Origin of the sequence: Haloarcula rubra (assembly GCF_019599465.1) — an archaeon.
Lineage (GTDB): Archaea > Halobacteriota > Halobacteria > Halobacteriales > Haloarculaceae > Haloarcula > Haloarcula rubra.
Map to the genome: position 1 here is coordinate 100,744 of NZ_RKLR01000007.1, position 26,515 is coordinate 127,258.

The following is a 26,515-nucleotide window of genomic DNA, read 5'->3' on the forward strand; positions in this document are numbered from 1 at the left end:
ACTCCCCATGGAGTTACTATCTGATTACCCGGTCCCGGACCACGCACTCGACGTCAAGCAGGCGTCCCGGGAGTTCGCAGAGGAACACATCGCACCCAACGCCGCAGACTACTACGCCTCGGGGGAGTACCCCTGGGAGATTCTCGAAGCGGGGATGGACGCTGGCCTCGTCGCACAGGACCTCGGGGAAGAGGTCGGTGGCGAGGGGTACGACTTACATCAGGTGCTGGCCATCGCCGAGGAGTTCTACAAGGCCGACGCCGGCATCGCCCTGACACTGCAGTTGGCGAGTTTCGGCGCGGAGATAGTCGAGGAACACGGCGCCGACTGGCAACACGAGGAGTTCCTCCGGCCCGTCGCCGAGAACGACCAGATTACCGGTCTCGCCGTCTCCGAACCCGAGACGGGGAGCGACCTCGCCGGGATGACCACCAGCGCCGAGAAGGACGGCGACGAGTGGGTCATCAACGGCGAGAAGTACTGGGTCGGCAACGCCGTCGAGGCCGACTGGCTCACCCTCTACGCGAAGACGGGCGACGACCCGAACAACCGCTACGGCAACTACTCGATGTTCATCGTGCCCACCGACGCACCCGGCTACCACGCCGAACACATCCCGGAGAAGATGGGCTTCCGGGCGTCGAAGCAGGGCCACATCGTCTTAGACGACTGCCGCATCCCCGAGGAGAACCTCGTCGGCGTCGAAGGCGCCGGGTTCTACATGCTCGCGGAGTTCTTCAACCACGGCCGCGTCGTCGTCGCGGGCCACGGCATCGGCCTCGCGGCGGCCGCTATCGAGGAGGCGTGGGAGTTCGTCCACGGCCGCGAGGCGTTCGGCAAGAGCGTCGACGAGTTCCAGGCCGTCCAACACAAACTCTCGGACATGCATCTGGCCTTCCAGTCGGCCCGGTCGCTCACGTGGGACGCCGCCGACCGGGTCGCCAACCAAGAGAACGCCGGCTACTGGGCCGCCCTGGCGAAGACCGAGGCCACCGAGGCCGCGATGGACTGCGCCGAGAAGGGGATGCAACTCCACGGCGGTCGCTCGGTGCTGACCGAGAACCGCATCTCCCGCGTCTACCGCGACGTGCGTATCCCGGTCATCTACGAGGGTGCCAACGACATCCAGCGCAACCTCATCTACCGACAGGCCCCGCAGTAGGGCCGCCCCGAACCCGTCGGCGTCGGGTGGTCGTCGGTGCCGAGTTTCCGGTCGTGAGTACACGTCTCACGCCGCGTTTTTGCTTTCAGAGTACCTACATCTATCATGGACGATATCAGCGTCACGTTCGTGGACCGCGGGCGCGTGCAGGCAGACCGCAACTTCGTCGTCGACGGCACGAGCGTCGCGACGGCGTCGAACCCCCACCCCGACCACGAGTACGAGACCTACGTCGTCTGGAACCTCGTGATAGAGACGCCCGAGCAGACGATTCTCTGGGACACTGGCTCGCATCCCGAGGCCGGCGACGGCTACTGGCCCGAACCGCTCTACGAGGCGTTCGCCCACGTCGACGCCGCCGAACATACCCTCGCCGACGACCTCGGGGCCGTGGGCTACGGCATCGAAGACGTCGACGCCGTCGTGACGAGCCACCTCCACCTCGACCACGCCGGCGGCCTCTACAACTTCGCCGGCACGGACACGCCCATCTACGTCCACCGCGACGAACTCCCCTTCGCGTACTACAGCGCGAAGACCGACGAGGGCTCTATCGCCTACCTCGCCAGCGACTTCGACCACGACCTGAACTGGCAGATAGTCCACGGCGACAGCTACCACCTCACCGACGGCGTCGAACTGCTCCACCTGCCGGGTCACACGCCGGGCCTGCTGGGTGCCCTCGTCGATAGACCTAGCGACCCCCTGCTGGTCGTCGGCGACGAGGCCTACGTCGAAGCGAACTACGAGGGCCACCCGATGGCGACCAGCCTGCTCTGGAACAACGGCGCGTGGAAGGACAGTCTGGAACAGTGCCGGAACATCCAGCGCGAGACTGGGGCCGAGGTTCTGCTGGGCCACGACCTCTCGGCGTTCGAAGCACTGGCCTGATCAGCCATCGTCGGGGACGAGCGTCAGTTCCTCGCCGTTCTCGGTCCGGACCGTCCACACGCCGTCTGACCTGTCGACGGCGGCCCAGACGCCGAAGAAGAGGTGCAGGTCCAGTTCGACGGCGGTGACTCGCTGGCCCGTCTCCTCGATTCGGTACGCGGCTGGGTCGGTGGCCATGGGTCTCGGACTAGATAGGTGGTTCTCGACGTGGTGGTACGACTCGCCCGTTCGCAATCAGCAGCACCTCGCCGTGCCTCGGTGTTCGCTACTGTTCTACGAACCCGTAACTCGTCTCCAGATGCTCGATTATCCAGTCGACCGTATCCCCGTCGTACGTCCAGAAGCCGTAGAACTGTCTCGGCTCGCGCTCCTCGGCCAACAGGGCGCACTTCTGGCTCGGGTCGCCCCCGCCGTCGAAGACGACGAACCACGAGTCGGCTATCTCGTCGCTCCGTTCGAGGTGGAGCGTGAAGGCGCTTCGTTCGGGTGGCTCGACGTCGGGCACGGCGTAGGCGTGGACGTCGACGGCGGACTCGCCGAGTCGCTCGTACAGGTCGAGTTCGCCTTTCAGCGTCGAGAGGGTCTGGAACCCGGCGTACAGGGCGCCCTCGCCGACGCGCCACGCCCGGTCCTCTATCTCGCGGGAGGCCGCGACCATCCGGCCGATGGACCACGACGTGAACATGGTCTCGTCGAGGTGGTCGAGGATGGACCGATACGGCTGCTCGTCGTCGGTGAGGTGCCGGTCGCGATTCTCTATGGTCTCGTAGAAGGAGTCGAGGTCCGTCGCAGTGACGACGCCGTCCTCGTCGCTCAGCGTGAGGAACTCGCCGGGGCGGCCGCTCTCCGTCCGCTCCGTGACGACGCGGACGTTCCGGTCGGCGAACTGCTCTCGCAGTTCGTCGACGGCCGACTCGTCGGCGTTGAACACCGTGAGCGTTTTCTCGTGGTGTTCAACACCAGCGATAAGTTCCGTGAGCGACATTCACACGAACAGTGTGGTGAGCGACCGATTTAGGCCTTGCGACGACGCCGTTCTGACCGCGCTTCTCGGACGGAATTCGTTTCGCCCGTTTGGCCACAAATCTGAGTCACAGGCCCCATTAATCACGATTAATGAACCTTGATGTAGTGGAAAATCTTTAGTCGTGGCCCCCCAATCTCCCGGTACGGCACCAGAGCTGGGGCCGAGGATTTCACCATGACAGACAACGAACTAATCTGGCGAATCGCTGGTGGTTCCGGTGACGGAATCGACTCGACCAGCCAGAACTTCGCGAAGGCCCTGATGCGTTCGGGACTTCACGTTTTCACACATCGTCACTACCCGTCGCGCATCCGGGGCGGTCACACGTACGTAGAGGTACGCGCGAAGGACGAACCCGTCCAGTCGCGCGGTGACGGCTACAATTTCCTGCTGGCACTGGGCGACTCCTTCGCCCGGAACCCGCAGGAAGAGGCCTACTACGGCAAAGAGGAACTGAAACCGCTGTACGAGAACTTCGAGGAACTCCGCGAAGGCGGCGTCCTCCTGTACGACGAGGGTCTCCTCGACGAGGAAGACGTCGAAGAGATAGAACTCGAAGAGGCCGCCGAGGAGAACGGCTGGCACGTCGTCCCGATGGACCTCCGCGGCATCGCCAAGGAGCACGGCCGCGAGATCATGCGGAACACGGCCGGTATCGGCGCGACGGCAGCCATCCTCGACATCGGCACCGAGGAGTTCGAGGGACTCATCGAGCAGAACATGGCCGGCGACATGCAGGAGGCCAACCTCAACGTTCTGCAGGACGCCTACGACGCGGCGTCGGAACTCGACATCGACCACGACATCGAGGTACCCGAGAACTCCCACGACGAGGAGCAGGTCATCCTCTCGGGGTCGAACGCCATCTCCTACGGTGCGCTCGACGAGGGCTGTCGGTTCATCTCGGGGTACCCGATGACCCCGTGGACCGACGTCTTCACCATCATGTCCCAACACCTGCCCGAGTTCGGCGGTATCTCCGAGCAGGTCGAGGACGAAATCGCGGCGGCGGCGCTGGCGCTCGGTGCGTCTCACGCCGGCGTGAAGGCCATGTCCGGGTCCTCCGGTGGTGGCTTCGCGCTGATGTCCGAACCGCTCGGTCTCGCGGAGATGACCGAGACGCCTATCGTGCTGGTCGAAGCGATGCGTGCCGGCCCCTCGACCGGGATGCCGACCAAGCCCGAACAGGCCGACCTCGAACACGTCCTGTACACCTCGCAGGGCGATTCCGCTCGGGTCGTGTTCGCGCCCGCGAACATCCGCGAGTGTTACACGCAGACCCGCGCCGCGTTCCGAATTGCCTACGAGTACCAGATTCCGGCCATCGTCGTCTACGACCAGAAGATTCAGGGCGAACTCCGGAATCTGCCGGCGAGCCACTTCGACGAGGAACCGAACGCCGACCCCGGGTCGGTGCTGACCGAAGAGGAGATTCAGGACGCCGCCCACCACTCCTCGGGCAAGTTCCAGCGGTTCCTCCACGAACCGGAAGACGGCTCGAACGTCAGTCCGCGCTCGGTCCCCGGCCAGAAGGACGGGCGCTACCTCGCCACGGGTAACGAGCACAACCCGTCGGGCCACATCAGCGAGGACCCCGAGAATCGCATCGCCCAGATGAACCGTCGGCTGAACAAGCTCGACGACATCCGGGCGGACTTAGACGAGAACGCGGGCCACCAGACCTACTACGGTCCGGACGACGCCGACTACGGCGTCCTCGTCTGGGGGAGCCAGCAGGACACCGTCTTCGAGGCCGTCGACCGCCTCAACGAGAACGGTCACTCCGTGAAGGCGCTGGGCGTCTCCGACATGATGCCCTACCCCGTCGAAGAGGTCAGCGAGTGGCTCGACTCCGTCGACGAAGCGCTCGTCGTCGAGATGAACGCCACGGCGCAGTTCCGCGGCCTGACCCAGAAGGAGATCGGCAAGTACGGCGACAAGATGTCGAGCCTCCTCAAGTACAACGGCAACCCCTTCGAACCCGCCGAAATCGTCGACGGGTTCGAGTCCAGTATCAACGGCGAAGACCTCGCCGCGACCAACATGAAGTACCTCCCCGCAGCGGGTGACTAACCATGAGTGCATTCAGTGCAATCGGCGAAGAACGCGAGATAGACCGTGACGAGTTTACACCCGGCATCGAACCACAGGCGACGTGGTGTCCGGGCTGTGGTGACTTCGGCGTCCTCAAGGCGCTGAAACAGGCCATGCCCGAAGTCGGGAAGAACCCCGACGAAGTCGCGCTGTTTACGGGTATCGGCTGTTCCGGGAAGCTCAACAGCTACTTCAACAGCTACGGCTTCCACACCATCCACGGCCGCTCGCTGCCCGTCGCCCGGGCCGCGAAACTGGCCAACCCGAACCTCGAGGTCATCGCCGCCGGCGGTGACGGCGACGGCTACGGTATCGGTGGGAACCACCTCATCCACACGGCCCGTGAGAACCACGACATGACGTACATCGTGTTCAACAACGAGATATTCGGGCTCACCAAGGGCCAGACGTCGCCGACGTCGCCGAAGGGTCACAAGTCGAAGACCCAGCCTCACGGCTCGGCGAAGTCGCCCATCCGACCGCTCAGCCAGTCGCTGAACGCCGGCGCGACGTACATCGCCCGGACAGCGGCCGTCAACCCCAACCAGGCGAAGGAGATAATCGCCGAGGCCATCGAACACGACGGCTTCGCGCACATCGACTTCCTGACGCAGTGTCCGACCTGGAACAAGGACGCGAAACACTACGTCCCGTACACGGACGTCCAGCAGTCCGACGAGTTCGACTTCGACGTTTCGGACCGCGTCGAAGCCGCCGAGATGATGCGAAAGACCGAGGAGCGACTGTACGAGGGCGAAGTGCTGACCGGTCGCATGTACGTCGAGGACGCACGTCCCTCCTACGGAGCGGAGAAGCGCGCCATCGGCGAGATGCCGGAAGAACCGCTCGCGGAGCGGTACTTCGACGAGGACGCGGAGTGGGAGCGGACCTACGACAACCTCCTCGAACACCACAAGTAACTGCCCGTTCCGGGTGTCCCCGTGGCGTGTATCGGGGTACCCGAACCCGGGTTTCCGGTTCGGAAGATATTTTTTCGTCCATGGAAAAGAAACGTACATGAGTGCCGAGTCTACGGAGCGTCGAATCCTGTCGGTTCTGGAGGACGATGCGCAAGCATCGTACGCAGAGATAGCGAACAGAGCGGACGTCTCGAAGCCGACCGTCCGCAAGTACATCAAGAAACTCGAGGAGGAGGGCGTCATCGTCGGGTACTCTGCCGACGTCGACCCGAAGAAACTCGCCGGGCAGTCCATCGCGATGGTGGGCATCGACGTCGCCAGCGAACGCTACGTCGAGGCCACGCGCAAGTTGAAGGAGATAGCCGCCGTCGAGTCGCTGTACACGTCCAGCGGCGACCACATGCTGATGGCCGAGGTTCGCGCGACGGACGGGGACTCGCTGGCGGCAGTCATAGAGGACGACATCCTCTCACTCGACGGCGTCACTGCCGCCCACCCATCGTTCCTGCAGGAACGACTGAAGTAACGGGTTTTTAGACGCTCCGGAGCAGACCAGAAGGTATGCCGTCTCGGTTGGTCCTCGGAGCGGGTTCGACCGCACTGGCGCTCATCGACGCCGCCAGCGACGGTCACGACCCGCTCCACGTCGTCACCGACGACGAGCACCGCGCCGAGACGATACGGACCGACAACGTGGCCGTGACCGTCGGTGATCCCACCGACAGGGCGACGCTCGCCGCACTCGACGTTGACCCGGACAGCGTCGTCGTCGCGACCGAGGCCCCCTCGGTCACCGTCGCCGCCGCTGAGACCGCCGGGACGCTGTTCGCCGACGCGTTCCTGCTCGGCTATCTCGGCACCGACGCGACGGCCGAGCAGCGGTCGCGTCTCGGCGCCGTCGCAGACCGCGTCGTCGACGGTGCGACGGTCGTGGTCGACAAACTGTACCAGACCGTCGGGACCGACGGGACCCGGACCCGACACCTCCAGCAGGTACTCCGAGACATCGGCGGCCACCTCGCCATCGTCGCCCACGACAACCCCGACCCGGACGCCATCGCCAGCGCCGTCGCACTCGGGGAACTCGCAGAGCGGGCCGGCTGTACCGTCTCCATCTGCTACTACGGCGACATCTCTCACCAGGAGAACCGCGCGTTCGTGAACTTGCTCGACTACGACCTCGTGAACCTCACCGGCGACGACCCGGACGCGCTAGACGAGTACGACGGCTTCGCGCTCGTCGACCACTCCCGCCCCGGCGTCAACGATCAGTTGCCGGAGGACCTCGCTATCGACATCGTCATCGACCATCACCCACCGCGCCTCCCGGTCGAGGCCCGCTACGTCGACCTGCGAAGCGCCGCGGGCGCGACCAGTACCTTGCTCGTCGACTACTTCCGTCGCTTCGACGTCGACATCCCCGGACCCATCGCCACGGGGTTGCTCTTCGGTATCCGGGTCGACACGAAGGACTTCCGTCGTGAGGTCTCCGCCGAGGACTTCGAGGCCGCCGCACACCTCGTCCGACGTGCGGACATGAGCGCGCTCCAGCGCATCGAGGACCCCAGCGTCAGCGCCGAGACGCTGTCGGTCATCGGGCGTGCCATCGACAACCGGGAGCAGGAGGGGTCGGTGCTGTTGAGTTGCGTCGGCGAACTCGGCGACCGGGACGCACTGGCACAGGCCGCCGACAGACTGCTCGATTTGGAGGACGTCCACGCGACGATGGTGTACGGCGTCATCGACGGCACCATCTTCGCCTCCGCGCGGGCCCGCGGTGCGGACATCGACCTCGGCGAGGCCCTGCGCGACGCCTTCGGACAGATAGGGTCGGCGGGTGGCCACGCCGACATGGCCGGCGCTCAGATAACGCTCGGGGTGCTCGACTCCATCGACGACCGGGACGAGTCCCTGCACGAAATCGTCCGCTCGGTCGTCAACGACCGGTTCATCGAGTCGGTCCAGTCTCGCTCGCACCGGCTACTCGGCAGCGTCTACGGCTCTTCGGAGTACGGCCCCGAGACGTACGCCGAGATGAAACCGGACCCGGTCGGGAACTCGGCGGGCGACGGCGAAGAGTAGCCGAGACTTTTTCATCGTCCCCGGTCAACTCGAAGTGATGGACGAATCGAGTCGGCCGACGGTCGGGGAGTACATGACGCGAGAGGTTGCGACCGTCGAACTCGACGACACGGTCGGTGAGGTAGCGAAGCGAATCGCCGAGAGCGACGAGTTCAGCGGCTTCCCGGTGACCGACGGCCGACGCGTCGAGGGCTTCGTCAGCGCCCGTGACCTCCTGCTGGCGGGTGACCACGAACCGATGTTCCGGGTGATGAGCGGCGACATCCTCGTAGCTCACCCGGACATGGCGGTGCAGGACGCCGCCCGGGTCATCCTCCGGTCGGGCATCCAGAAACTCCCGGTCGTCGACGACGCGGGGCACCTCGTCGGAATCATCTCGAACGCGGACGTCATCCGCTCGCAGATAGAGCGTGCGACGCCGGACAAGGTGGAGAAACTCGGTCGGACGCTGGAGAACATCCACGGTATCACCACCCACGAGGAGCGCCGCGAGGTCGAGCTAGCCCGCCTGACGCCGACACAGAAGACGGTGTACGCCGACGAACTGGAGGGGCGGGTGTACGAACTCGAACGGGGACTGGCCGAACCGCTCGTCGTCATCGACAACGGCGGCGACCTGTTGCTCGCCGACGGCCACCACCGGGTGAAAGCGGCCGACAGACTCGGCGTGGACCGGATGGACGCCTACGTCATCGTCCTCGAGGGGTCGGTCGAACTCGGGATGGCCGAGACGGCCGCCGACTCCGACCTCGAACGCATCGACGACATCGAGGTGGTCGACTACGCCCGCCACCCACTGGTCGAGACGACACAGCGCTTGCAAGACGAGTGACCGTCGTGCGGCCTCGCGCACACTTTCACGAGGGCAACCCGTCGTAGGTCCGTCCACACGCCGCCCGTGGACGGGGCGGACGCCGACACGACCGCCCGAACACTCTTGCGGACTGGTGACATATGGCGTGGTATGTACGACGAGGATGACCTCCAGCGGATACGGGACGCCAAGGGCGAGTGGGAGCGTGAGACACTTGACCCGGTACTCGACGCCTACGGCGAACGCAGCGAGCGGTTCGCGACCGTCTCGAACCTGGAGGTCGACCGCCTGTACACCCCGTTAGACGTGGCCGACACCGACTACGAGGCCGACCTCGGCTTCCCCGGCGAGGAACCGTACACCCGCGGCGTCTACCCGACGATGTACCGCGGCCGACAGTGGACGATGCGGCAGTTCGCCGGGTTCGGCACGGCCGAGGAGACCAACGAGCGGTTCCACTACCTCATCGACGAGGGCCAGACCGGCCTCTCGACGGCCTTCGACATGCCGACGCTGATGGGGCTCGACTCCGACGCCGCGATGGCCGACGGCGAAGTCGGCAAGGAGGGCGTCGCCGTCGACACGCTGGCGGACATGGAACGCCTCTTCGACGGCATCGACGTCGGCGAGGTGTCCACCTCGTTCACCATCAACCCCAGCGCTCCGGTCGTCTACGCGATGTACCTCGCCATCGCCGACCAGCAGGGCGTCCCACGCGAGGAGGTTCGTGGCACCCTCCAGAACGACATGCTCAAGGAGTTCATCGCACAGAAGGAGTGGGTCGTCCCGCCGGAACCCTCGCTGAAGTTGGTCACGGACGTCATCGAGTTCGCCAGCGAGACGACGCCGAAGTTCAAGCCCGTCTCCGTCTCCGGCTACCACATCCGCGAGGCCGGGGCCACGGCCGTCGAAGAACTCGCCTTCACGCTGGCCGACGGCTTCGCCTACGTCGAGGACTGTCTGGACCGGGGACTGGACGTGGACGAGTTCGCCCCGCAACTGTCCTTCTTCTTCAACGCCCACAACTCCATCTTCGAGGAGGTGGCGAAGTTCCGCGCCGCCCGACGCATCTACGCCCGCGTGATGGACGAGTGGTACGACGCCGAGGCCGACGCCAGCAAGCAACTGAAGTTCCACACACAGACCGCTGGGCAGTCGCTGACGGCTCAGCAACCGCTCAACAACGTCGTCCGCGTGACGATTCAGGCACTCGCCGGCGTGATGGGCGGGACCCAGAGCCTCCACACCAACAGCTTCGACGAGGCGCTCGCGTTGCCCTCGGAGGACGCCGTCCGGGTCGCCCTGCGCACCCAGCAGATTATCGCCGAGGAGTCCGGGGCGGCCGACATCGTCGACCCACTGGGCGGGAGTTTCGCCGTCGAGGCGCTGACCGACGAGATTGAGTCGAAGGCCATGACCCACATCGACCACGTCCGCGACGAACTGGGCGACGGGTCGGTCCGTGACGGCGTCCTCGCCGGCATCGAACAGGGGTACTTCCAGCGGGAGATACAGGACTCGGCCTACGAGTACCAGCGACGCGTCGAGGACGACGACGAGGTGGTCGTCGGCGTCAACGCCTACACCGTCGCGGAGGACACCGAACCGGACGTACTGAGAGTCGACGAGGACGTCCAGCGCCGCCAGCGGGACCGCCTCGACGCGGTCAAGGCCGACCGTGACGACGCGGCCGTTGAGGCCGCACTCGACGACGTGCGGGCACGCGTCGAGGCCGACGAGAACGTGATGCCCGCTATCGTCGACGCCGTGAAGGCCCACGCGACGATGGGCGAGATTATGGCCGTCTTCGAGTCCGAGTACGGCACCTACCGGGAGACCGCCGGGGTCGCCTGACCGCGCTCACTGCGGGTCGCGCTTGCCCGCTTCGTCGTCGGTCCGCCGCGAGACGACGACGACCAGCGCCAGCAACACGCCGAGGCCGAGGCCGACGGTGACCAACCCGTAGATAGCGACGCCGAGCGGCGTCGGTGGGAGGGCGATGAACCCGAACAGTTCCGGTTCGAGGTCGGCCGGGCGGATGTTGCCGAGCACGAACCCCATCACGCCGGCGAGGGCGACGATGACGACGTACAACTGGACGACCACCCGCTCTCCGGACCGCCCGGCCGGTTGCTCGCTCATGCTTCCCGCTAGGTGACAGAGACGATTAGCCTTTTTCACTTCCAGCCCCTAGCGTGGCTATGAGTCAGAAGGAACTGCTGTTCGTCGTCCTCGCCGGTATCGCCGTGATGATGTTCGTGACGGCTATCGTGCTCGTCTCGGGCGCCTAGCCGGGCGTCGGTCGCCTCGAACACCGCCGCTACCAGTTACTCGTCGGAAAAAACGGACCGCGTTCAGTCGTCGCTTCGAGCGCCGGTCAGCGCGGACTGTTCCTCGTCCTCGCCGCCGTCCGTGACGGCCGTCTCAAGTTTGCGGTCGAACCACTGGAACTCGCGGTCGAGCATCCCGTCGCGCTCGAGGTCCCACGGGTCGCCGTCCTCGACTTTCGGGCCTTCGAGCCACGACTGGACGACGTTCCAGACGAAGATGAGTTGGCCGACGAACAGGAGCACTGCGCCGACGGTGGCGAGCAGGTGGTACGTCTGGACCTGTGCCAGCGGTGCGATGGCGCCGTCGAACTGGTAGGTCGCGTAGCGGCGCGGCATCCCGAGGTAGCCCAGCGCCAGCATCGCGAAGAACGTGACGTTGGTCCCGATCATCGAGAGCCAGAAGTGGGCCTTCCCGAGGGTGCGCTGGTACATCCGGCCGGTGAACACCGGGAACCAGTAGTAGATGCCCGCGAAGGCGGCGAAGCCGATGGCACCCATGACGATGTAGTGGAAGTGCCCGACGACGTAGTAGGTGTCGTGGAGCACGAGGTCGACCGGAATCGCGGCGAGGAAGACGCCGGTGACGCCGCCGATGATGAAGTTCGAGATGAAGCCGATACAGAACAGCATCGGCGACGTGAGCCGAAGCCGTCCGTTCCACATCGTCGTTATCCAGTTGAACGTCTTGACGGCGCTCGGGATGGCGATAGCCAGCGAGACGGCCATGAACGAGGCCCGCAGGCGCGGGTCCATGCCCGTCGAGAACATGTGGTGGGCCCAGACGCCGAAGGAGAGCACGCCGATGGCCAGCGTGGAGTAGACGACGAACTTGAAGCCGAACAGCTTCCGGCCGGCGAACTTCGGCAGGATGAGGCTCACCAGTCCCATCGGCGGGAGCACGAGGATGTACACCTCGGGGTGGCCGAAGAACCAGAACAGGTGTTGCCAGAGGAGCGGACCGCCACCCTCGACGGCGAAGAACGTCGTCGCGAGGTTCCGGTCCAGCAGGAGCATGACGATGGCGCTGCCCAGTAGCGGGAACGCGAAGAGGATGAGCGCCGACTGGGTCAGGATAGTCCACGAGAAGATGTCGAGGTTCGCCCACGTCACCTCCTCGGCACGCTCGGTGAAGACGGTCGCGATGAAGTTGATAGCACCCATCGTGGCAGCGACGCCCGAGAGGTGCAGTCCCAGCAGCATCAGGTCGACGCCGGGGTTGGTCTGTTCGACCGACAGCGGCGTGTACATCGTCCACGCCGTCTGTGCGGGTTCGATCATGTTCTCGGTGACCGGCGCGAGGAAGAACCCGGCCCAGATGAGCAGGGCGGCCGGGGGGAGGAGCCAGAAGGCGATGGCGTTGATACGCGGGAACGCCATGTCGTCGGCGCCGATGAGCAGCGGGATGAAGTAGTTCGCGAACGCCGCGATGATGGGCGTCCCGAACAGGAACAGCATCGTGATGCCGTGACTCGTCAGGATGGAGTTGTAGGCGTTCGCGCCCAGCAACGCCCCGCCGGGGGTGACGAGCTGGAGGCGGATGAGCATCGCCATGATGCCACCGACGGCGAAGGCGATGACGGCGTAGACGCCGTACAGTAACCCGATGTCCTTGTGGTCGACTGTCGTTAGCCAGCGAACGATACCTGCGGGCTTCTCACGGTGGACGACGGTCTCGCCCGTCGCGGTGCCGCCACCCGCGAGCGGCGTGTACGACCGCCAGTTCTCGATGCGCGTGAGAAGCGCTGCGATACCGACGAGGAGGACGGCCATCAACCCCGTCAGCACTAGATCTCCTGCTGCCATGGTGGCACGTCAGGACTGGCCGATAATGAAAGGGTCGGTTCCGCGGTGCCGCGGTTTGAATCCGGTTACTCGTCGTCGCCGTCCGCCGAGGCGTCGTCTAGTTCCGCCTCCGCGTCGTCGCCGTCCTCTAGCCCGGTGACCTCGCCTTCCGGTTCGTTCACCGCGCTGGCTTCTTCGAGTGACTCCTGTTCCTGCTCCGCGCCCTCGATCGCTCGGCCGGCGTAGTACGTCAGCACCGCCAGCAGGAGGAACATCGATATCATCAGCGCGAACTGCATGCCGGTGAAGACGGGGTCGGTGCCGAACGCCGGCACGACCGCGAACGCGGCGATGAAGAAGAGGATGATACCGAGTGGGATGACGTTGACGGTGAGGTCGAGTAGGGTATCCTTTTCGAACCCGAACAGTGCCATGTATGGTTCGGCGTTGGCGCAGGCCAGTAAATAGGCTGTTGGTTTCGTTCAGACCTTGGTCTGCTCGGCGACCGAGCCGGCTCCCCCCATCGCGACCATCACGGCGCCGGCGACGACGACGGCGACCAGACGGGTGAACAGCGGGCCCTCGCCGACGTTCGCGAGCGTGAACGCCGACGTCGGCAACTGGAGGACGGCGACGAGTGCTGCGAGGACGGCGAGCAACACGCCGATGCCGACGAGCGTCGGCCACGGCCGGGTGGCGTAGCCGGACTCGGTGAGGATGCCGGCCACGCTCCCGCCGAACAGGATGAGACCGAACACCGCGACCGGGAACAGTCCGATGAAGACGCCGATCTCCGAGAGTGCGAGACCCAGAGCGACGAACACCGGCCACGGACTCGACATCCGATACTGGTCACTCAGACCCGGTTGTTCTTCCATACCGTTGGTTCGGACTCGGTCGGCATATGCCCATCGGACTCGCCGTGACGCGCCTCGTAAGTGGGTCGACGACGGAACCGTACCCGCCCGTGGTCCCGTATTGCCCACAGAATCGGTCGCCGGGGAGACACGTGTCTGACGGGGCACAAACTATTTGTCTGCCATGCGGCTTGATGAAGGTAATGAGCACGCAGACGGTAGAGCTGGTTTCAGAGTGGGACTCGGTGCCTTTCGACGGCGGGTACGAGGGGCTCCGGACACTCGCAGACCAGGAGTTCTCCGGTGCCGTCGTCACCGGCCCGACCCGGCTGTTCATGTTGAACGGGACGGTGGTCGGCATCCTGGACGGCGACATCGAGGCCTTCGAGTCCGGTAGTGGCACCGCCCGCGAAGCACCGCACGAGGCTCTCCCCCTGCTGGCAGTGATGCAGGCGAGCGCGGACGAGGTCCGTGCCAAGTACTACACTCAGGAGACGCCGATATCCGAAGTGGACCGCACGCTCGCGGACGGGAACTTCACCGGTTTCGTCGAACTCTCCGAGAACGTCCTCTCTGGCGACTACTATCTGGTCTACCATCAGGGTCGCTCGATGAGCGTCGCCTGGGTCGGGAGCGCCGAGCGACTCATCACCGACGACGAGGCGTTCGAACAGGCGGACGGCGAAGTCGGCATCTACGAAGTGAAGCCCGCCGAGATATCGCCTATCGAGATTCCGGCGCCGTCGACGGGGTCGGATACGGCCGACGCGGCCGGCGGCGTCGCCGCGAGCGACATCGCCGACGACGCCACGGCGACCGACGAGGGCCCGGTCGACGCCGAACCGACCGCCGAGACAGATGCCCCGGACTCCGACCGTGGCGCCGGCGAACCCGACACGGACGAGTCGGCCGTCGACCGGGGACCGGGACCGGCCGCCGGTGGTCCCCCGGGGTCGAAAGCCGCCGGTGCGAACCAGGGCGCCGCGGCGAATCGCACGGGTGCGGTCGAGTCGTCGGACGAGGAGACCGAACCCGAGCACTCTCAGCAGTCCCAGCAGTCTCAGCAGGGTCAGCCACGGACTCGGGACGACGTGTCGGAGACTGCCGACGCCGACACGTCCGAGCGGACCCCGGAGACCGACCACCGACCGTCCGAGCCACCCTCGACGGAGTCGGTGGCTTCGTCGGCGTCCCCGCGACAGCGTACCAGCGACCCAGAACCGGCACGAGAACCCGACTCGGAACAGCGAGCGAACCGCTCGGCCGGGGAGCCACAGACGCAACCGGAGACGACCTCGTCGAACGGGGCGAGCCAAGGTGGTGACGGCGCCGCCGTCGCGACGACGGCGGACCTCGAGACGCGCTCCATCCCGTCGCTCGACCCCGACCGGTCGACGAACTCGCCGGACACGTCGGCAGCGAGCGACGACGTGGTCACCGGGTCGACCGGCGACCGTCCCCAGCAGACGCCGTCTGCGGACGCACAGTCCCAACCGACGACCACCACGGCAGAACAACCCCCGGCACAGACGTCCGAGGAGCCAGTCCCCCAGTCGCCGGCGCCGGACGCGGTGGCCGACCTCGAAGCGGAACTCGACGGAAAAGAGGCCGAAATCTCGCGCCTCCAGTCGGAGATAGACGACTTGCAGGCGACGAACGAGGACCTCCGGGCCGAGCGTGACCGCCTCCAGTCCGAACTGGAGGAGGCGCGAGCGGAGATAGAGCGTCTGGAGGACGGACTCGCGGAGGCCCGGCGCGACGACACCCCTTCGGTCGGGACTCGCCTCTCCGTGCCGGAGGCCATCGACGGGACGAACCTCTTCGTGCGCTATCACTCGAAGGGGGAGGCGACGCTCGCCGAGGCCCACGACGGGAACGCCGACCCGACACAGGTCGAGGAGAACCTCCGGCTAGAGTACCACACGCAGTTCGACGCCACCGACGCCAGCGTCGACGGCACCGAGTTCGAGACGTTCCTCCAAGACAGCCTCCACTACCGATTCGTCGAGTGGCTGATTCGGAACCTGTTGTACGAGATCCGTGACACCGGTCACGCGAGCGCGATGCAGGTCCTGTACGACGCCCTACCCGAGATAGACCGAGCCGAACTGAACGGCAAGGTGACGGTCACCTACGTCGAGGACGGACAGGAACACCGCTCACAGGAGCAGTTCGACGTCGTCGTCCGCGACCGGATGGGGAACCCGCTGCTCGTCGCGAACATCAACGATAGCCGCCAGCCGGCGACCGAGGGCCAGATGACCGACATCGTCCGGAACGCCGAGCGGGTCGGCAACGCCTCGGACTCGCTGGCGGCGGCGTTCCTCGTCACCAGTAGCTTCTTCGAACCAGAGGCGCTCGAGACGGCCGAAGAAGCGACTTCCAGCGGCCTGTTCAGTCGTGACAAGCGCAAGAGCTTCGTGAATCTCTCGCGAAAGGACGGGTACCACCTCTGTCTCCTCGAAGCGAGAAATCAAGAGTTCCACCTCGCCGTGCCGGAACTCTGAGGGCAGAGCGAAACGCGTTAGCCTTCTATCTCGGCCGCGTCCTCTATCTTCATTCCTTCGAGCTTCTCGATTATCTCGTCTATCTTCTCGTCCAGGTCGTCGACGAATTCGCCCGTCTGTTCGGTCGTGATGGCACCTTGGCTGGAGGGCTCGATGAGGTTCTCCTCTTCGAGGACGCGCAGCGAGTAGCGCACCTTGTGGTGGGGGTAGCCAGTCTCGTTGGACATCTTCACGATACCGATAGGCTCGTTCTCAATAACCATGCGGAGCACCTGTAGGTGACGCTCCAGCATGTCGACTTCCTTCTCAAGCCTGTCTATCATGGCAATTGTTAACTTGTGTTTGCGGGATTTAAAAGTTGCCCTCGCACACCCGTCTTTGCCGGTTTTTCCGTTCGAAGAGGTGGGTATTAAATGCGTCGTAACGTCTCCCATGCCAACCTGTCTCCCCCGCAACCGGACCGAGAGGGACCGTAATCTGTTTATCACGGTGGCCGGAACGTCCGTGCGATGACCGTAACCATCGTCGGCTCGCAACTCGGCGACGAGGGGAAGGGCGGCATCGTCGACCTGTACGGCGACGACGTGGACGTCGTCGCGCGGTATCAGGGCGGCGACAACGCCGGCCACACCGTCGTCCACGAGGGCGAGGAGTACAAGCTCTCCCTGGTCCCGAGTGGAGCCATCCGCGGCAAGGTCGGCGTCCTCGGCAACGGGTGCGTCGTCAATCCGCGAACGCTGTTCGACGAGATAGATACGTTGCAGAACCGTGGCCTCGACCCGGACGTGCGTGTCGCCGAGCGTGCGCACGTCATCCTCCCGTTCCACCGCGTGCTGGACGGCATCGAGGAAGAGGTCAAGAGCGAGACGGACGACGAGGTGGGGACGACCGGTCGTGGTATCGGCCCGACCTACGAGGACAAGGCCGGCCGCCGTGGCGTCCGCGTCGGCGACTTACTCGACCCCGACGTGCTGCGTGAGCGACTGGAGTACGTCGTCCCGCAGAAGCGCGCCGTCGTCGAGGACGTCTACGGCCTCGACGTCGCGGACCTGGATGACCCCGACGCGCTGGACGTCGACGCCCTCTACGAGGAGTTCCGCGAGTTCGGCCGCCGCTTCGAGGCCGAAGAGATGACCGTCAACGCCGGTGCCTTCCTCACGGAGGCCATGGAGAACGGCCAGAACGTCATGTTCGAGGGGGCACAGGGGACCATCATCGACATCGACCACGGCAACTACCCCTACGTCACGTCCTCGAACCCGACGGCCGGCGGGGCCGCCGTCGGAACCGGCGTCAGTCCCGGCGTCGTCGGCGGCGGCGAAGTCGTCGGCATCGTCAAGGGCTACCTCACGCGCGTCGGGAGCGGCCCGCTGCCGACCGAACTCGGCGGCGTCGTCGGCGACACGCCCGGCTACGACGAACAGGGCGAGGGCGAGAACGAAGACCTCGCACACTACATCCGCGAGGAGGGCGGCGAGTACGGCACCGTCACCGGGCGCCCCCGCCGCGTCGGGTGGCTGGACATGCCGATGCTCCGGCACGCGACCCGCGTCTCCGGGTTCACCGGCCTCGCCATCAACCACCTCGACGTGCTGGCGGGCCTCGACGAAGTGAAGGTCGGCCACACCTACACGCTCGACGGCGAGGAACTGAGGTCGATGCCCCCACGCACCGAGCAGTGGGCGGACTGTGAGGCGAACCTCCGACGCTTCGAGGGGTGGGCGGAGTTCGACCCCGCCACCGTCGCGAGCGAGGGCTACGAGGCCCTCCCCGAGAACGCACGGACCTACGTCGAGTACATCGAGGACGAACTCGACACGCCGGCCTACGCCATCGGCGTCGGCCCCGGCCGCGGGGAGACCATCGTCCGCGAGTCGCCGTTCTAACGGTCCAGTATCTCTGTTTCGAGGTCCACGACGGCCGTGAGCACCTGCTCTCTGTCGGACGGGTCGACGTCGTGTGCCCGGAGCGCCGAGTCGAGGTGGCCGGCCACGGCCGCGAAGTCGTCCTCGGTCAGGTCCAGATGGGCGTGGGCGGCCCGCATACTCTGGCCGTCGTAGCTATCCGCGCCACCGGTGACGGCCGCGAGGAACTGCCGCTGGTGCTCTCTGAGTGCCTCGACGTCCGTGTCTTCGAAGTACTGGGCGAGCGACTCGTCGGCCAGTACGCGGTCGTAGAACGTCTCGACGACCGCTTCGATGCCTGCCTCGCCACCGAGGCGGTCGTACAGCGTCTCGCTCATGGGTCTCGAAGCGGACTGCGCGAGCAAATACTTCGCGGCTAGCGCCAGACAGTACGCTTTTAGGGCTACCGGACCGACGCAGGTGTATGAAAGAGGACCTGATGGACATCATCTGCTGTCCGCTGGACAAACACGACCTCGACCTCGAGGTCGAGGACCGTGACGACGAGGAGATTCTGTCCGGGCAGTTGGTCTGTACGGAGTGTGGCGAGGTGTTCCCCATCGAGGACGGCATCCCGAACCTGCTCCCACCGGACATGCGCGACGAAGCGCCGGCCTGAGTCCCCTGAACCTTTTTTGCGTGTCCCCGCCGAGATTCTCACGTGCCTGACTCGCTCCCCGTCCACGTCAACCGCGAGGAACTCCACGGGTTAGAGGTGCCGGCGACGTTCGAGACGAGCGAGAGTTTCGACGTCCGCCTCGTGAATCACGGGGAATCGACGCACGTCCACCTCCACCTCGACGACGCGCTATCGAGTCTCGCGAGCATCGAGGCACCCAACCACCACGTCGAACGGGACAGCGAACGCCGGGTACGAGTGACCCTGACCCGGGACGGGGCCGTCCGCGGGAAACTGAAAGTCGTCACGGCCTACGGCGCGACGACGCGCTACGTCGACGTCGTCGTCACCGAACCGGACCGGAGCGACGACCCGGTCGAAGTCGACGAGGACCTCGCGAAACCACAGCCCAAACCCGACCCCGGGTCCGACTCCGTCCTCGCCGACGTCCCCGACTTGCCGGTGCTCGCGGTCGGTGGCGTCGCCCTGCTCGCGGCCGTCACCGCCGCGTTCTTCGTCCAGAACGTGGTCGTGTTGCTGGCGGCGCTCGTCGTCGTCGTCGGCGTTCTCGCGACAGTGTACGCGGTGCTCGCGGCCTAGTCGTCGGCGTCGGTCTCGACGCCACAGAGGTTGCCGTCGTCGTCGAACAGCTTCGCCCGGAGGAACCGTGCCCGGTAGCGGTTCGCCCCGTCCGAGGTGTCGGCCTCGCGGATGTCGGCGGCCCGGCCGTCGGCGACGGCGTCGACGATGGCCTCGACCTGCTCTTTCTCGCTGGGGGTCAACTCGAACTCGTAGGTCCGTGGCTCCTCGGCTTCGAGTTTGGTCCACTTGCGCGCGGCCGAGACGACGAGGGAACACGGCTCTCGGCAGGGAAACTCGCCGTCGCCCCCGTCGACGTCGAGGTCGGTGTCGGCGTCGTACCCCCACTCGCGGCGTTTCAGACACTGGGAGTCGTCACAGCAGGCCTCGGCGACCCAGTTGACGTGTTCGTACCCCTCGCCGCGGTCCCACGTCTTGACGACGCCGTAGATGCCGGTCTGGCGTTCGACGGTCTCGTGCCAGTGGGTCACGTCCAGTTGGCCCTCCCGTTCCCGGTACCAGTTCTGGACCGTCGCGGGGTAGAACGCGTGGACGGCCTCGACGAGTGCGGCGGGGTCGAGCGATGGGAAAACCCACCCGGCTCGGAGCGACGGCGCGGTCTTGAGCGGTCGGTACCGTCCCCGGTCGTCGTGTTTCGCGACGTCGCGGGCGGCGGCGGGGTCCTCGTACGTGTCCAGTTCGTCGACCGCCGTCCCGACGTCGGCCTCGTGCCGGAGGTCGTAGACCCGCCCGCCGTCCTCGGTCAGCGAGACGGTGACGGCGAGTTCGCCCCACTCGGTCGTGCGGCCGTCGGAGAGCGCGTCGTATCGCTCGGGGACCGGCGTCGTCTCGGCGCCCTCCAGCCATCGGAGGAACGCCCACCGTGGCTCGGCCTGCGGAGCGGTGGCGTGCCAGAAGTACCAGTTGGTGACGTACGGCGCGTAGTCGGCGGCCACGTCGCCGAACTCGTCGGTCGCGACGACTGTCGCCGAGCCGTCGGCCGTCTCGATGGCGTAGCTGTCGCCCTCGACCTGCGCCTCGATGCCGTCGAACGAGATACCGTCCGACGCGGCGTCGGCGAACGCCTCGACGTGGGTCTGGTCCATACCGGTGCGGTAGGATTCGGACTGCAAAAAGCCGCCCGTTCCGCCCCGCGAACTACCGCTAGTCGCCCGTCGCCGGGTTCCCGTCGCCGGTCGCCTGTCGGACCTGCTCGATAGCCCCGCTCACGTCGGCGCCAGCGTCGGCCGCCCGCTCCAGCACCACGTCGGCCATCAGCGGTTCCGTGCCGACGGCGCCGGCGTACCAGATGTCGTGGCCGTCGACGGTCTCGGGGGTGTCCCACCCGGTCCGGTAGTCGTCGGTCAGACCCATGTCCTCCGGGATATCCTCCTGCGTGTGGTAGCCGTCGGCGACGAAGAGGGGGACGACGACGACGTCCTCGCTCTCGAAGTGGTCGGTGACGTCGTCTACCTCGGGGTCCTCGTCCATGAACAGCGCCTGCACCTCGTCGAACCGGTCCATCTCGCCGATGCGCTGGGCGTGGTACTCGATGGCCTTCGCGGAGTTCTCGTTGCGCTCGGTGCCGTGGCCGACGACGGCGAGGCCGAACCCCTCGCCCACGTCGGGGTCGTCCGTCACCGACTTCGCCCGCTGGACGATGACGTCGCTCATCGAGTCGTGGGTCCCGACCGGCCCGCAGTAGTGGACGGTCTGGCCGGTGTCCGCGGCGGTCAGCGTCGCGTGCGTCGCGCTCGTCCCGTCGGAGTCCCACAGTTCGGGGTCCCACTCGTCGAGGCGGAACTCCCGCGGGATGACCTGTTCGGTGAAGTACCCCTCCGAGATGAACAGCGGCACCAGATACACCTCCTCGGCGTCGACGGTGCGCAGGCCCTCCCGGAACGACGGTTCCTCCTTCCAGAAGGCCTCGCGAACCTCGGCGAACGCGCCGGTCGCACGGATGGTGTCCGCGTGTGAGAACGTCGGCGTGCTCGACTCGGCGTTGAGGTGCGAGCCGTGGGCCGCGATGACGAGCGCTTGGTCCATACCCGTCGTTGGGACGAACCGGTCTTAGGGGCTTCGCTGGCGGTCCACACCGCCGGCGGTCCGGTGCCCGCCGAGCACCGCGTTACTCCGACCCGGCGGTCAACGGCTCCGAGTCGGCCTTCACCGAGGCGAAGACCCGCTCTGCCCACTCGCGGGCCACCGGGTCGTCGGTGTCGACGAACACCTCCATCAGCCCCGTCGACTCGTCGTAGCCACCGACGCCGACGCAGTCGTCGAATATCGCGAGCCCGTACGGCAGGTTCTCGCGGGTGCGCAGCGTCAGATGGCCGCTGTCGACGGCCTCGCTGGCACGGTCGGGGTACGTCTCGAACAGTTTCTCGGCGATGTGTGGGAGGTATACTATCTCGGTGTCCGTCTCCTCGAACACCTGCTGGTGAAACGCGCCGAGGACGAGCGGCGCCATGTGCGTAGTGTTGAACCCCCGGAGTGTCTCCGACTCGCGGACGAGCGAGACGAAGCGCTCGACCGGTCGGTACGGGTCGTCGGGGGCCGCTATCGTCACCGTGGCGTCGACGAACGGTTCGATGACGAACTCCTGATGGTCCTCGCAGATGACGTCCAGCAACGGGGTCAGGCGGTGGGCCGTCCGCACGTTCGCCTCGAACCGGAGGACCTCCTCGGCGACCGTCTGGCCGCGCCCGGTGAGTCGAAATCGTCCGTCGACCTTATCGACGAACCCCTGCCTGTCGAGCCACTGCGTGAACCGGTGGCTGGTCGCCCGCGAGACGTCGAGTCGGTCCTCTATCTCCCCGCGGTCGAGCGGCCGTTCGAGGAGGGCTTCGAGGACCGGCCCGTGGCGGACGATATCGCCGAGGTAGTCCGTCCCCACCCGGTCGTCGGCGGCCGCCAACCGTTCGCCGAGATATCGACGCGTTCGCGCGTTCTCCAGAACGGATTCGAGCACCGGGGACCCCGGCGGTGGCTCCGCACGCTCGGACGCCCCCTCGGTCGTCTCGTCTGTTCGGTCCGTCGCCATAGTTCTCTCTAGCTAGGTACGGTTTCGCACGGTAGTAACTCTAGCCACGCCACGACACGAGACGCGTTGCACGGGCTGAAACGGCGTGCGCTCCGTCGAACGTTCGGTGACGAATGAGGCTAACGCCCCGCGTAGCGTTCGTTCGACCATGAGTCAGGAACACGAGACGCTCCGGGGGGTCGACCGGTTCGCGGACGATATCCACGGGACGGTGATTCGGCCGGGCGACGGGGCTTACGACGACGCCAGGGCCGTCTGGAACGGGATGATAGACAAGCGGCCCGCCGTCGTCGTCCGGTGTGCGGGCGTCGCCGACGTCGTCGAGACGGTAGCGTTCGCTCGTGAGGCGGACGTACCGCTGGCGGTCCGCGGTGGCGGCCACAACGTCGCCGGGACCGCAGTCTGTGAAGACGGTGTGGTCGTCGACCTCTCCGAGATGACCGCCGTCAGCGTCGACCCCGACGAGCGAACCGCGTGGGTGCAGGCGGGCGCGACGTGGGCCGACGTCGACCACGAGACGCAAGCGTTCGGGCTCGCGACGCCCGGTGGCGTCGTCTCGGACACCGGGGTCGCCGGCCTCACCCTCGGTGGCGGCATCGGGCACCTCCGCTGTCGGTACGGCCTGAGCTGTGACAACCTCCGGGCCGTCGAACTCGTCACCGCCGACGGCGAGTTCCTGACCGTCAGCGAGGACGAGCGTCCCGACCTCTTCTGGGCGCTCCGCGGTGGTGGAGGAAACTTCGGGGTCGTCACGGCGTTCGAGTTCGACCTCCACCCGGTCGGCCCGGAGGTGGCGACCGTACTCGTCTTCTACGACGGGTCGGCGGCGAAATCGTGTCTGCGAGCGTACCGGGAGTACGTCGAGACGGCACCCGACGACGTCAGTACGCTCACCTCGACCGGCGTGATGTACGACGAGGACCTGTTCGACGAGGCCGTCGTCGGGGACCTCAAGTTCGGCGTCATCGGCTGTCACGCCGGCCCACCCGAGGACGGCGAGGCGGCACTCGCACCGCTCCGGGAGTTGGACGACCCGCTCGTCGACCTGAGTGCGGTCCGACCGTACGCCGAGTTCCAGCGGATACTCGACGCGGATTACCCCGACGGGAGGCGCTACTACTGGAAGTCGCTGTACCTCGACGGCCTCCCGGCGTCGGCCGTCGACCGCATCGTCTACTGGGGCGAGCAGGCCCCCTCGCCGTTGTCGACCGTCGACGTCTGGGAACTCGGCGGCGCCATCACCGACACCGGCACCGAGGAGAGCGCCTTCGCCGGGCGGCACGCACCGTTCCTCCTCGGCGTCGAGGCGAACTGGGAGGACCCGGCGATGGACGACGCGAACGTCGCGTGGGTCCGGGACTGCCTCGCCGACATGCGGCAGTTCTCCGACGGGTCGGTGTACCTGAACTTCCCGGGGTTCCTCGAAGACAACGACGAGACGATGACGAGGACGTTCGGGACCGCCTACGACCGACTCGTCGCGGTGAAAGACGCCTACGACCCGACGAACCTGTTCGCGCTGAACCAGAACGTCGAACCGTCCGGCGAGAGCGACGGCGAGCGTAGTGGATAGGTGGTTACAGCGCCGTCAGCAGCAGGAACGCCAGCACGACTGCGGCCCCGACCAGCGCGGCGTGTCCCGCCGCACCGACCGCGAGGACGATTCCGGCGACGATGCGCTCTACCGGTGCGAGCGGGTGCCCGAAGGCCGCCCGCTCTCGTTGTGCGATAGCCAACTGTCTTCCCTCGTTCGGAGAGACGGCCGGCCTCCTATCAATACCATAGGACGGTTCTCAGTGACTGGGAGGCCCGATGGAACGGTTTTTGCGCCTGCCCTCGTGACCCTCCGGTATGTCACTCGCCGCCGCCACTCGCGACGCCGTTCGAACGCGCCCGTTCCTCTACGACGCGCTCCGGGCCGGCGTCGTCAACTACACCGCCGCCGCCCGCACGTTAGATGTCGACGGGGACACGGACGCCGTCGCCACGGCACTCCGTCGCTTCGCCGAGGAACTGCCCGACGACCCGGCACACGAGAGCGAAGCGCGCGTCTCGATGCGGAGCGGACTGGGACGGTCGGGTGGGGACGGTAGTGACGGGGACGCGGTGCTCGCTATCGGCGACGCCGAGTTCGTCGACGGCACCGGCTCACTCACCGGCATCGTCGCCAGCGGGGACCTCACCCCGGCGGCGCTCGGCGACGTACTGGGCCGCTTGCGGGCCGCGGACGTGCCCGTGGAGGCGGCCGGCGTCGCCGCCGACTCGCTCGTGGTGGTCGTCGAGCGACGTGACGGGCCCGACGCGCTCCGGGTCGTCGAAGCCGCGGTGGGCCGCTGAGCGGGGCGGCCTCACAGCCCGGTTCCGACGCCTTGAAGCGGCCCGGCGCAGTGTCGTTCGACAATGACGCTCCGCGTGACGAACACGCTGACCGGCGAGACAGAGCCGTTCGAGCCACGCGACCCCGACTCCGTTCTCCTGTACTACTGTGGCCTCACGACCTCCGACCCGCCGCATCTGGGCCACGCTCGCGGCTGGGTCCACGTCGACGTGATGTGTCGCTGGCTGGAGTGGCTGGGGTACGACGTGCGCCACGTCGAGAACTTCACCGACGTCAACGAGAAGATCGTCGCCCGCGTCGGCGAGGACGGCGACAGCGAGGCCGACGTCGCCCGCCACTACGTCCGGCAGGTCATCGAGGACATGCGCTCGCTCAACCTCGACCGCGCGGAGGTGTACCCTCGCGTCTCCGAACACGTCCCCGAGATAATCTCGCTCGTCGAGCGACTCGTCGAGAGCGGCCACGCCTACGAGGCCAACGGGTCGGTGTACTTCGACGTGACGAGTTTCGAGGACTACGGCAAACTCTCGAACCAGACCGTCGAGGACATCGAGGCACAGGGTGAGGACGCCGAGAGCGAGAAGCGCCACCCCGCCGACTTCGCCCTCTGGAAGGCCGGCGGCGTCGACCCCGACGACATCGAGGAGCACCGCCATCCCGAGGCCGCGCCCGCCGAGGCGGCCTGCGAGACGGCCCAGACGTGGGACTCGCCGTGGGGCGAGGGCCGACCCGGCTGGCACATCGAGTGCTCGGCCATGTCGATGACCCACCTCGACGAGACCATCGACGTCCACGTCGGCGGGCAGGACCTCGTCTTCCCCCACCACGAGAACGAGGTGGCCCAGAGCGAGGCCGCGACCGGCCAGCGGTTCGCCGACTACTGGCTTCACGTCCGACTGCTGGAGACGAGTGGCGAGAAGATGTCCTCCTCGCTGGGGAACTTCTTCACCGTCGCCGACGCCGTCGAGGAGTTCGGGGCCGACGTCCTCCGAACCTTCCTGCTCTCGACGGCGTACTCCTCGCGGGCCACCTACAGCGAGGAGACCATCGGCGAGGCCGAGGAGCGCTGGGACCGCCTCCAGCGCGGCTACGAGCGGGCGGTCGACGCCTGCGACAGCGTCGACGCCTACGCGAAGGTGACCGACGAGACGCTCCGCGAGGCCGTCGACGACGTCCGCGTGGAGTTCGAGGCGGCGATGAACGACGACTTCAACACCCGGGAAGCGACGACGGCGTTGCTGGACCTCACGAGCGCCGTCAACACGCACGTCGACGGCCACGACGACGCCTACGACTACCGTGGTCTGCGGCGGGCCGTCGAGACGTTCGAGGAGTTCGGCGGCGGCATCCTCGGCCTCTCCTTCGGTGAGGTGAGCGAGGAGAGCGACGTCGCACTCGCCGGCGACATCGTGGAACTCGTCCTCGACGTGCGCGAACAGGAGCGTGCGGACGGCAACTACGAACGCGCCGACGAGTTGCGCGACGAACTCGAAGCGCTCGGCGTCGAGGTACAGGACACGGACGACGGCCCGACGTACCGGTTCTGAACCGACGTCGATACGTATA

Annotated in this window: 27 protein-coding genes; 15 read left to right on the forward strand and 12 right to left on the reverse strand. The window is 66.5% G+C overall.

Annotated elements, in window-relative coordinates:
* The first annotated feature begins 7 nt into the window (after positions 1-7).
* Positions 8-1,162 carry an acyl-CoA dehydrogenase family protein gene (locus EGH21_RS16175; protein ID WP_220619522.1) on the forward strand — a complete coding sequence of 385 codons (1,155 nt, stop codon included), beginning with the start codon at positions 8-10 and terminating at the stop codon, positions 1,160-1,162.
* Between the two features lie 105 nt (positions 1,163-1,267).
* Positions 1,268-2,053, forward strand: coding sequence for an N-acyl homoserine lactonase family protein (locus EGH21_RS16180; RefSeq protein ID WP_220619523.1), 786 nt, complete (start codon positions 1,268-1,270; stop codon positions 2,051-2,053).
* Here EGH21_RS16180 and EGH21_RS16185 read toward each other — a convergent pair whose 3' ends face one another.
* Both EGH21_RS16185 and EGH21_RS16190 read right to left on the reverse strand, forming a co-directional pair.
* Entirely contained in the window at positions 2,054-2,230 is a 177-nt protein-coding gene (locus EGH21_RS16185; RefSeq protein ID WP_220619524.1) for a hypothetical protein, read from the reverse strand. It abuts the gene before it with no gap.
* A gap of 88 nt (positions 2,231-2,318) precedes the next feature.
* Positions 2,319-3,038, reverse strand: coding sequence for a DICT sensory domain-containing protein (locus EGH21_RS16190; protein ID WP_220619525.1), 720 nt, complete (start codon positions 3,036-3,038; stop codon positions 2,319-2,321).
* A gap of 216 nt (positions 3,039-3,254) precedes the next feature.
* Here EGH21_RS16190 and EGH21_RS16195 point away from each other — a divergent pair, with 216 nt between their 5' ends.
* The 6 genes from EGH21_RS16195 (at position 3,255) to EGH21_RS16220 (ending at position 10,844) form a co-directional block, all read left to right on the forward strand.
* The gene (locus tag EGH21_RS16195) at positions 3,255-5,153 is read left to right on the forward strand and encodes a 2-oxoacid:acceptor oxidoreductase subunit alpha (protein ID WP_220619526.1); all 1,899 of its coding nucleotides are present in this window, start codon (positions 3,255-3,257) and stop codon (positions 5,151-5,153) included.
* A gap of 2 nt (positions 5,154-5,155) precedes the next feature.
* On the forward strand, positions 5,156-6,094 hold the full coding sequence (locus EGH21_RS16200) for a thiamine pyrophosphate-dependent enzyme (RefSeq protein WP_220619527.1): 939 nt from the start codon (positions 5,156-5,158) through the stop codon (positions 6,092-6,094).
* A gap of 97 nt (positions 6,095-6,191) precedes the next feature.
* On the forward strand, positions 6,192-6,620 hold the full coding sequence (gene lrpA1 / locus EGH21_RS16205) for an HTH-type transcriptional regulator LrpA1 (protein ID WP_220619528.1): 429 nt from the start codon (positions 6,192-6,194) through the stop codon (positions 6,618-6,620).
* Between the two features lie 35 nt (positions 6,621-6,655).
* A complete protein-coding gene (locus EGH21_RS16210) occupies positions 6,656-8,176 on the forward strand; it encodes a DHH family phosphoesterase (RefSeq protein WP_220619529.1) in 1,521 nt (506 codons plus the stop codon).
* A gap of 37 nt (positions 8,177-8,213) precedes the next feature.
* Positions 8,214-9,008: a CBS pair associated ParBc domain-containing protein gene (locus EGH21_RS16215; protein ID WP_220619530.1), complete on the forward strand. Its 795-nt coding sequence runs from the start codon at positions 8,214-8,216 to the stop codon at positions 9,006-9,008.
* A gap of 132 nt (positions 9,009-9,140) precedes the next feature.
* On the forward strand, positions 9,141-10,844 hold the full coding sequence (locus EGH21_RS16220) for a methylmalonyl-CoA mutase family protein (protein WP_220619531.1): 1,704 nt from the start codon (positions 9,141-9,143) through the stop codon (positions 10,842-10,844).
* 6 nt (positions 10,845-10,850) lie between these two features.
* Here EGH21_RS16220 and EGH21_RS16225 read toward each other — a convergent pair whose 3' ends face one another.
* The 4 genes from EGH21_RS16225 to EGH21_RS16240 form a co-directional block, all read right to left on the reverse strand.
* On the reverse strand, positions 10,851-11,132 hold the full coding sequence (locus EGH21_RS16225) for a DUF7520 family protein (protein WP_220619532.1): 282 nt from the start codon (positions 11,130-11,132) through the stop codon (positions 10,851-10,853).
* 212 nt (positions 11,133-11,344) lie between these two features.
* Positions 11,345-13,123, reverse strand: a complete 1,779-nt coding sequence (gene ctaD / locus EGH21_RS16230) for a cytochrome c oxidase subunit I (RefSeq protein ID WP_220619533.1) — start codon at positions 13,121-13,123, stop codon at positions 11,345-11,347.
* A 65-nt stretch (positions 13,124-13,188) separates the two neighbouring features.
* Positions 13,189-13,536: a DUF6684 family protein gene (locus tag EGH21_RS24730; RefSeq protein ID WP_236035603.1), complete on the reverse strand. Its 348-nt coding sequence runs from the start codon at positions 13,534-13,536 to the stop codon at positions 13,189-13,191.
* Positions 13,537-13,584: 48 nt separating this feature from the next.
* Positions 13,585-13,980: a DUF7541 family protein gene (locus EGH21_RS16240; protein WP_220619534.1), complete on the reverse strand. Its 396-nt coding sequence runs from the start codon at positions 13,978-13,980 to the stop codon at positions 13,585-13,587.
* 182 nt (positions 13,981-14,162) lie between these two features.
* Between EGH21_RS16240 and EGH21_RS16245 the strand changes: the two genes are divergently transcribed.
* The gene (locus EGH21_RS16245) at positions 14,163-16,466 is read left to right on the forward strand and encodes a DUF7527 domain-containing protein (protein WP_220619535.1); all 2,304 of its coding nucleotides are present in this window, start codon (positions 14,163-14,165) and stop codon (positions 16,464-16,466) included.
* Between the two features lie 17 nt (positions 16,467-16,483).
* On the opposite strand, the gene EGH21_RS16250 is transcribed toward EGH21_RS16245, so the two are convergent.
* Positions 16,484-16,789 carry a hypothetical protein gene (locus EGH21_RS16250; RefSeq protein ID WP_135304560.1) on the reverse strand — a complete coding sequence of 102 codons (306 nt, stop codon included), beginning with the start codon at positions 16,787-16,789 and terminating at the stop codon, positions 16,484-16,486.
* Between the two features lie 186 nt (positions 16,790-16,975).
* Between EGH21_RS16250 and EGH21_RS16255 the strand changes: the two genes are divergently transcribed.
* Complete coding sequence (locus EGH21_RS16255; RefSeq protein ID WP_220619536.1) at positions 16,976-18,352, forward strand: adenylosuccinate synthase; 1,377 nt, start codon at positions 16,976-16,978, stop codon at positions 18,350-18,352.
* Here the strand turns inward: EGH21_RS16255 and EGH21_RS16260 are convergent.
* A complete protein-coding gene (locus EGH21_RS16260; protein ID WP_220619537.1) occupies positions 18,349-18,708 on the reverse strand; it encodes a group I truncated hemoglobin in 360 nt (119 codons plus the stop codon). The two genes, EGH21_RS16255 and EGH21_RS16260, sit on opposite strands and share 4 nt — an antisense overlap.
* A gap of 86 nt (positions 18,709-18,794) precedes the next feature.
* Here EGH21_RS16260 and EGH21_RS16265 point away from each other — a divergent pair, with 86 nt between their 5' ends.
* Positions 18,795-18,989, forward strand: coding sequence for a methytransferase partner Trm112 (locus EGH21_RS16265; RefSeq protein ID WP_220619538.1), 195 nt, complete (start codon positions 18,795-18,797; stop codon positions 18,987-18,989).
* 42 nt (positions 18,990-19,031) lie between these two features.
* Complete coding sequence (locus tag EGH21_RS16270) at positions 19,032-19,589, forward strand: DUF7524 family protein (RefSeq protein ID WP_220619539.1); 558 nt, start codon at positions 19,032-19,034, stop codon at positions 19,587-19,589.
* On the opposite strand, the gene EGH21_RS16275 is transcribed toward EGH21_RS16270, so the two are convergent.
* The 3 genes from EGH21_RS16275 to EGH21_RS16285 all read right to left on the reverse strand — a co-directional run bounded on the left by EGH21_RS16275 (position 19,586) and on the right by EGH21_RS16285 (position 22,611).
* Positions 19,586-20,674 (reverse strand): DR2241 family protein, encoded by a 1,089-nt coding sequence (locus EGH21_RS16275; RefSeq protein ID WP_220619540.1) that lies wholly within the window; start codon positions 20,672-20,674, stop codon positions 19,586-19,588. The genes EGH21_RS16270 and EGH21_RS16275 overlap by 4 nt on opposite strands.
* A 58-nt stretch (positions 20,675-20,732) precedes the next feature.
* Positions 20,733-21,614 (reverse strand): CbiX/SirB N-terminal domain-containing protein, encoded by an 882-nt coding sequence (locus tag EGH21_RS16280; protein ID WP_220619541.1) that lies wholly within the window; start codon positions 21,612-21,614, stop codon positions 20,733-20,735.
* 82 nt (positions 21,615-21,696) lie between these two features.
* Positions 21,697-22,611, reverse strand: coding sequence for a helix-turn-helix transcriptional regulator (locus tag EGH21_RS16285; protein WP_220619542.1), 915 nt, complete (start codon positions 22,609-22,611; stop codon positions 21,697-21,699).
* Positions 22,612-22,759: 148 nt separating this feature from the next.
* On the opposite strand from EGH21_RS16285, the gene EGH21_RS16290 reads away from it, so the two are divergent.
* Positions 22,760-24,184, forward strand: a complete 1,425-nt coding sequence (locus EGH21_RS16290) for an FAD-binding oxidoreductase (protein WP_220619543.1) — start codon at positions 22,760-22,762, stop codon at positions 24,182-24,184.
* A gap of 4 nt (positions 24,185-24,188) precedes the next feature.
* Here EGH21_RS16290 and EGH21_RS16295 read toward each other — a convergent pair whose 3' ends face one another.
* Complete coding sequence (locus EGH21_RS16295; RefSeq protein ID WP_220619544.1) at positions 24,189-24,347, reverse strand: hypothetical protein; 159 nt, start codon at positions 24,345-24,347, stop codon at positions 24,189-24,191.
* A gap of 115 nt (positions 24,348-24,462) precedes the next feature.
* Between EGH21_RS16295 and EGH21_RS16300 the strand changes: the two genes are divergently transcribed.
* Complete coding sequence (locus EGH21_RS16300; RefSeq protein WP_220619545.1) at positions 24,463-24,948, forward strand: DUF7523 family protein; 486 nt, start codon at positions 24,463-24,465, stop codon at positions 24,946-24,948.
* A gap of 63 nt (positions 24,949-25,011) precedes the next feature.
* Positions 25,012-26,496, forward strand: coding sequence for a cysteine--tRNA ligase (cysS, locus tag EGH21_RS16305; protein ID WP_220619546.1), 1,485 nt, complete (start codon positions 25,012-25,014; stop codon positions 26,494-26,496).
* Positions 26,497-26,515: the final 19 nt, after the last annotated feature.

Coding starts and splice junctions, on each gene's coding strand:
- EGH21_RS24730 (WP_236035603.1), bottom strand. CDS start 13,536: ATGGCACTGTTCGGGTTCGAAAAGGATACCCTACTCGACCTCACCGTC.
- EGH21_RS16210 (WP_220619529.1), top strand. CDS start 6,656: ATGCCGTCTCGGTTGGTCCTCGGAGCGGGTTCGACCGCACTGGCGCTC.
- EGH21_RS16250 (WP_135304560.1), bottom strand. CDS start 16,789: ATGATAGACAGGCTTGAGAAGGAAGTCGACATGCTGGAGCGTCACCTA.
- EGH21_RS16275 (WP_220619540.1), bottom strand. CDS start 20,674: ATGGACCAGACCCACGTCGAGGCGTTCGCCGACGCCGCGTCGGACGGT.
- EGH21_RS16225 (WP_220619532.1), bottom strand. CDS start 11,132: ATGAGCGAGCAACCGGCCGGGCGGTCCGGAGAGCGGGTGGTCGTCCAG.
- EGH21_RS16195 (WP_220619526.1), top strand. CDS start 3,255: ATGACAGACAACGAACTAATCTGGCGAATCGCTGGTGGTTCCGGTGAC.
- EGH21_RS16190 (WP_220619525.1), bottom strand. CDS start 3,038: ATGTCGCTCACGGAACTTATCGCTGGTGTTGAACACCACGAGAAAACG.
- EGH21_RS16180 (WP_220619523.1), top strand. CDS start 1,268: ATGGACGATATCAGCGTCACGTTCGTGGACCGCGGGCGCGTGCAGGCA.
- EGH21_RS16290 (WP_220619543.1), top strand. CDS start 22,760: ATGAGTCAGGAACACGAGACGCTCCGGGGGGTCGACCGGTTCGCGGAC.
- lrpA1 (WP_220619528.1), top strand. CDS start 6,192: ATGAGTGCCGAGTCTACGGAGCGTCGAATCCTGTCGGTTCTGGAGGAC.
- cysS (WP_220619546.1), top strand. CDS start 25,012: ATGACGCTCCGCGTGACGAACACGCTGACCGGCGAGACAGAGCCGTTC.
- EGH21_RS16175 (WP_220619522.1), top strand. CDS start 8: ATGGAGTTACTATCTGATTACCCGGTCCCGGACCACGCACTCGACGTC.
- EGH21_RS16265 (WP_220619538.1), top strand. CDS start 18,795: ATGAAAGAGGACCTGATGGACATCATCTGCTGTCCGCTGGACAAACAC.
- EGH21_RS16255 (WP_220619536.1), top strand. CDS start 16,976: ATGACCGTAACCATCGTCGGCTCGCAACTCGGCGACGAGGGGAAGGGC.
- EGH21_RS16260 (WP_220619537.1), bottom strand. CDS start 18,708: ATGAGCGAGACGCTGTACGACCGCCTCGGTGGCGAGGCAGGCATCGAA.
- ctaD (WP_220619533.1), bottom strand. CDS start 13,123: ATGGCAGCAGGAGATCTAGTGCTGACGGGGTTGATGGCCGTCCTCCTC.
- EGH21_RS16300 (WP_220619545.1), top strand. CDS start 24,463: ATGTCACTCGCCGCCGCCACTCGCGACGCCGTTCGAACGCGCCCGTTC.
- EGH21_RS16280 (WP_220619541.1), bottom strand. CDS start 21,614: ATGGACCAAGCGCTCGTCATCGCGGCCCACGGCTCGCACCTCAACGCC.
- EGH21_RS16200 (WP_220619527.1), top strand. CDS start 5,156: ATGAGTGCATTCAGTGCAATCGGCGAAGAACGCGAGATAGACCGTGAC.
- EGH21_RS16185 (WP_220619524.1), bottom strand. CDS start 2,230: ATGGCCACCGACCCAGCCGCGTACCGAATCGAGGAGACGGGCCAGCGA.
- EGH21_RS16220 (WP_220619531.1), top strand. CDS start 9,141: ATGTACGACGAGGATGACCTCCAGCGGATACGGGACGCCAAGGGCGAG.
- EGH21_RS16245 (WP_220619535.1), top strand. CDS start 14,163: ATGAGCACGCAGACGGTAGAGCTGGTTTCAGAGTGGGACTCGGTGCCT.
- EGH21_RS16240 (WP_220619534.1), bottom strand. CDS start 13,980: ATGGAAGAACAACCGGGTCTGAGTGACCAGTATCGGATGTCGAGTCCG.
- EGH21_RS16285 (WP_220619542.1), bottom strand. CDS start 22,611: ATGGCGACGGACCGAACAGACGAGACGACCGAGGGGGCGTCCGAGCGT.
- EGH21_RS16215 (WP_220619530.1), top strand. CDS start 8,214: ATGGACGAATCGAGTCGGCCGACGGTCGGGGAGTACATGACGCGAGAG.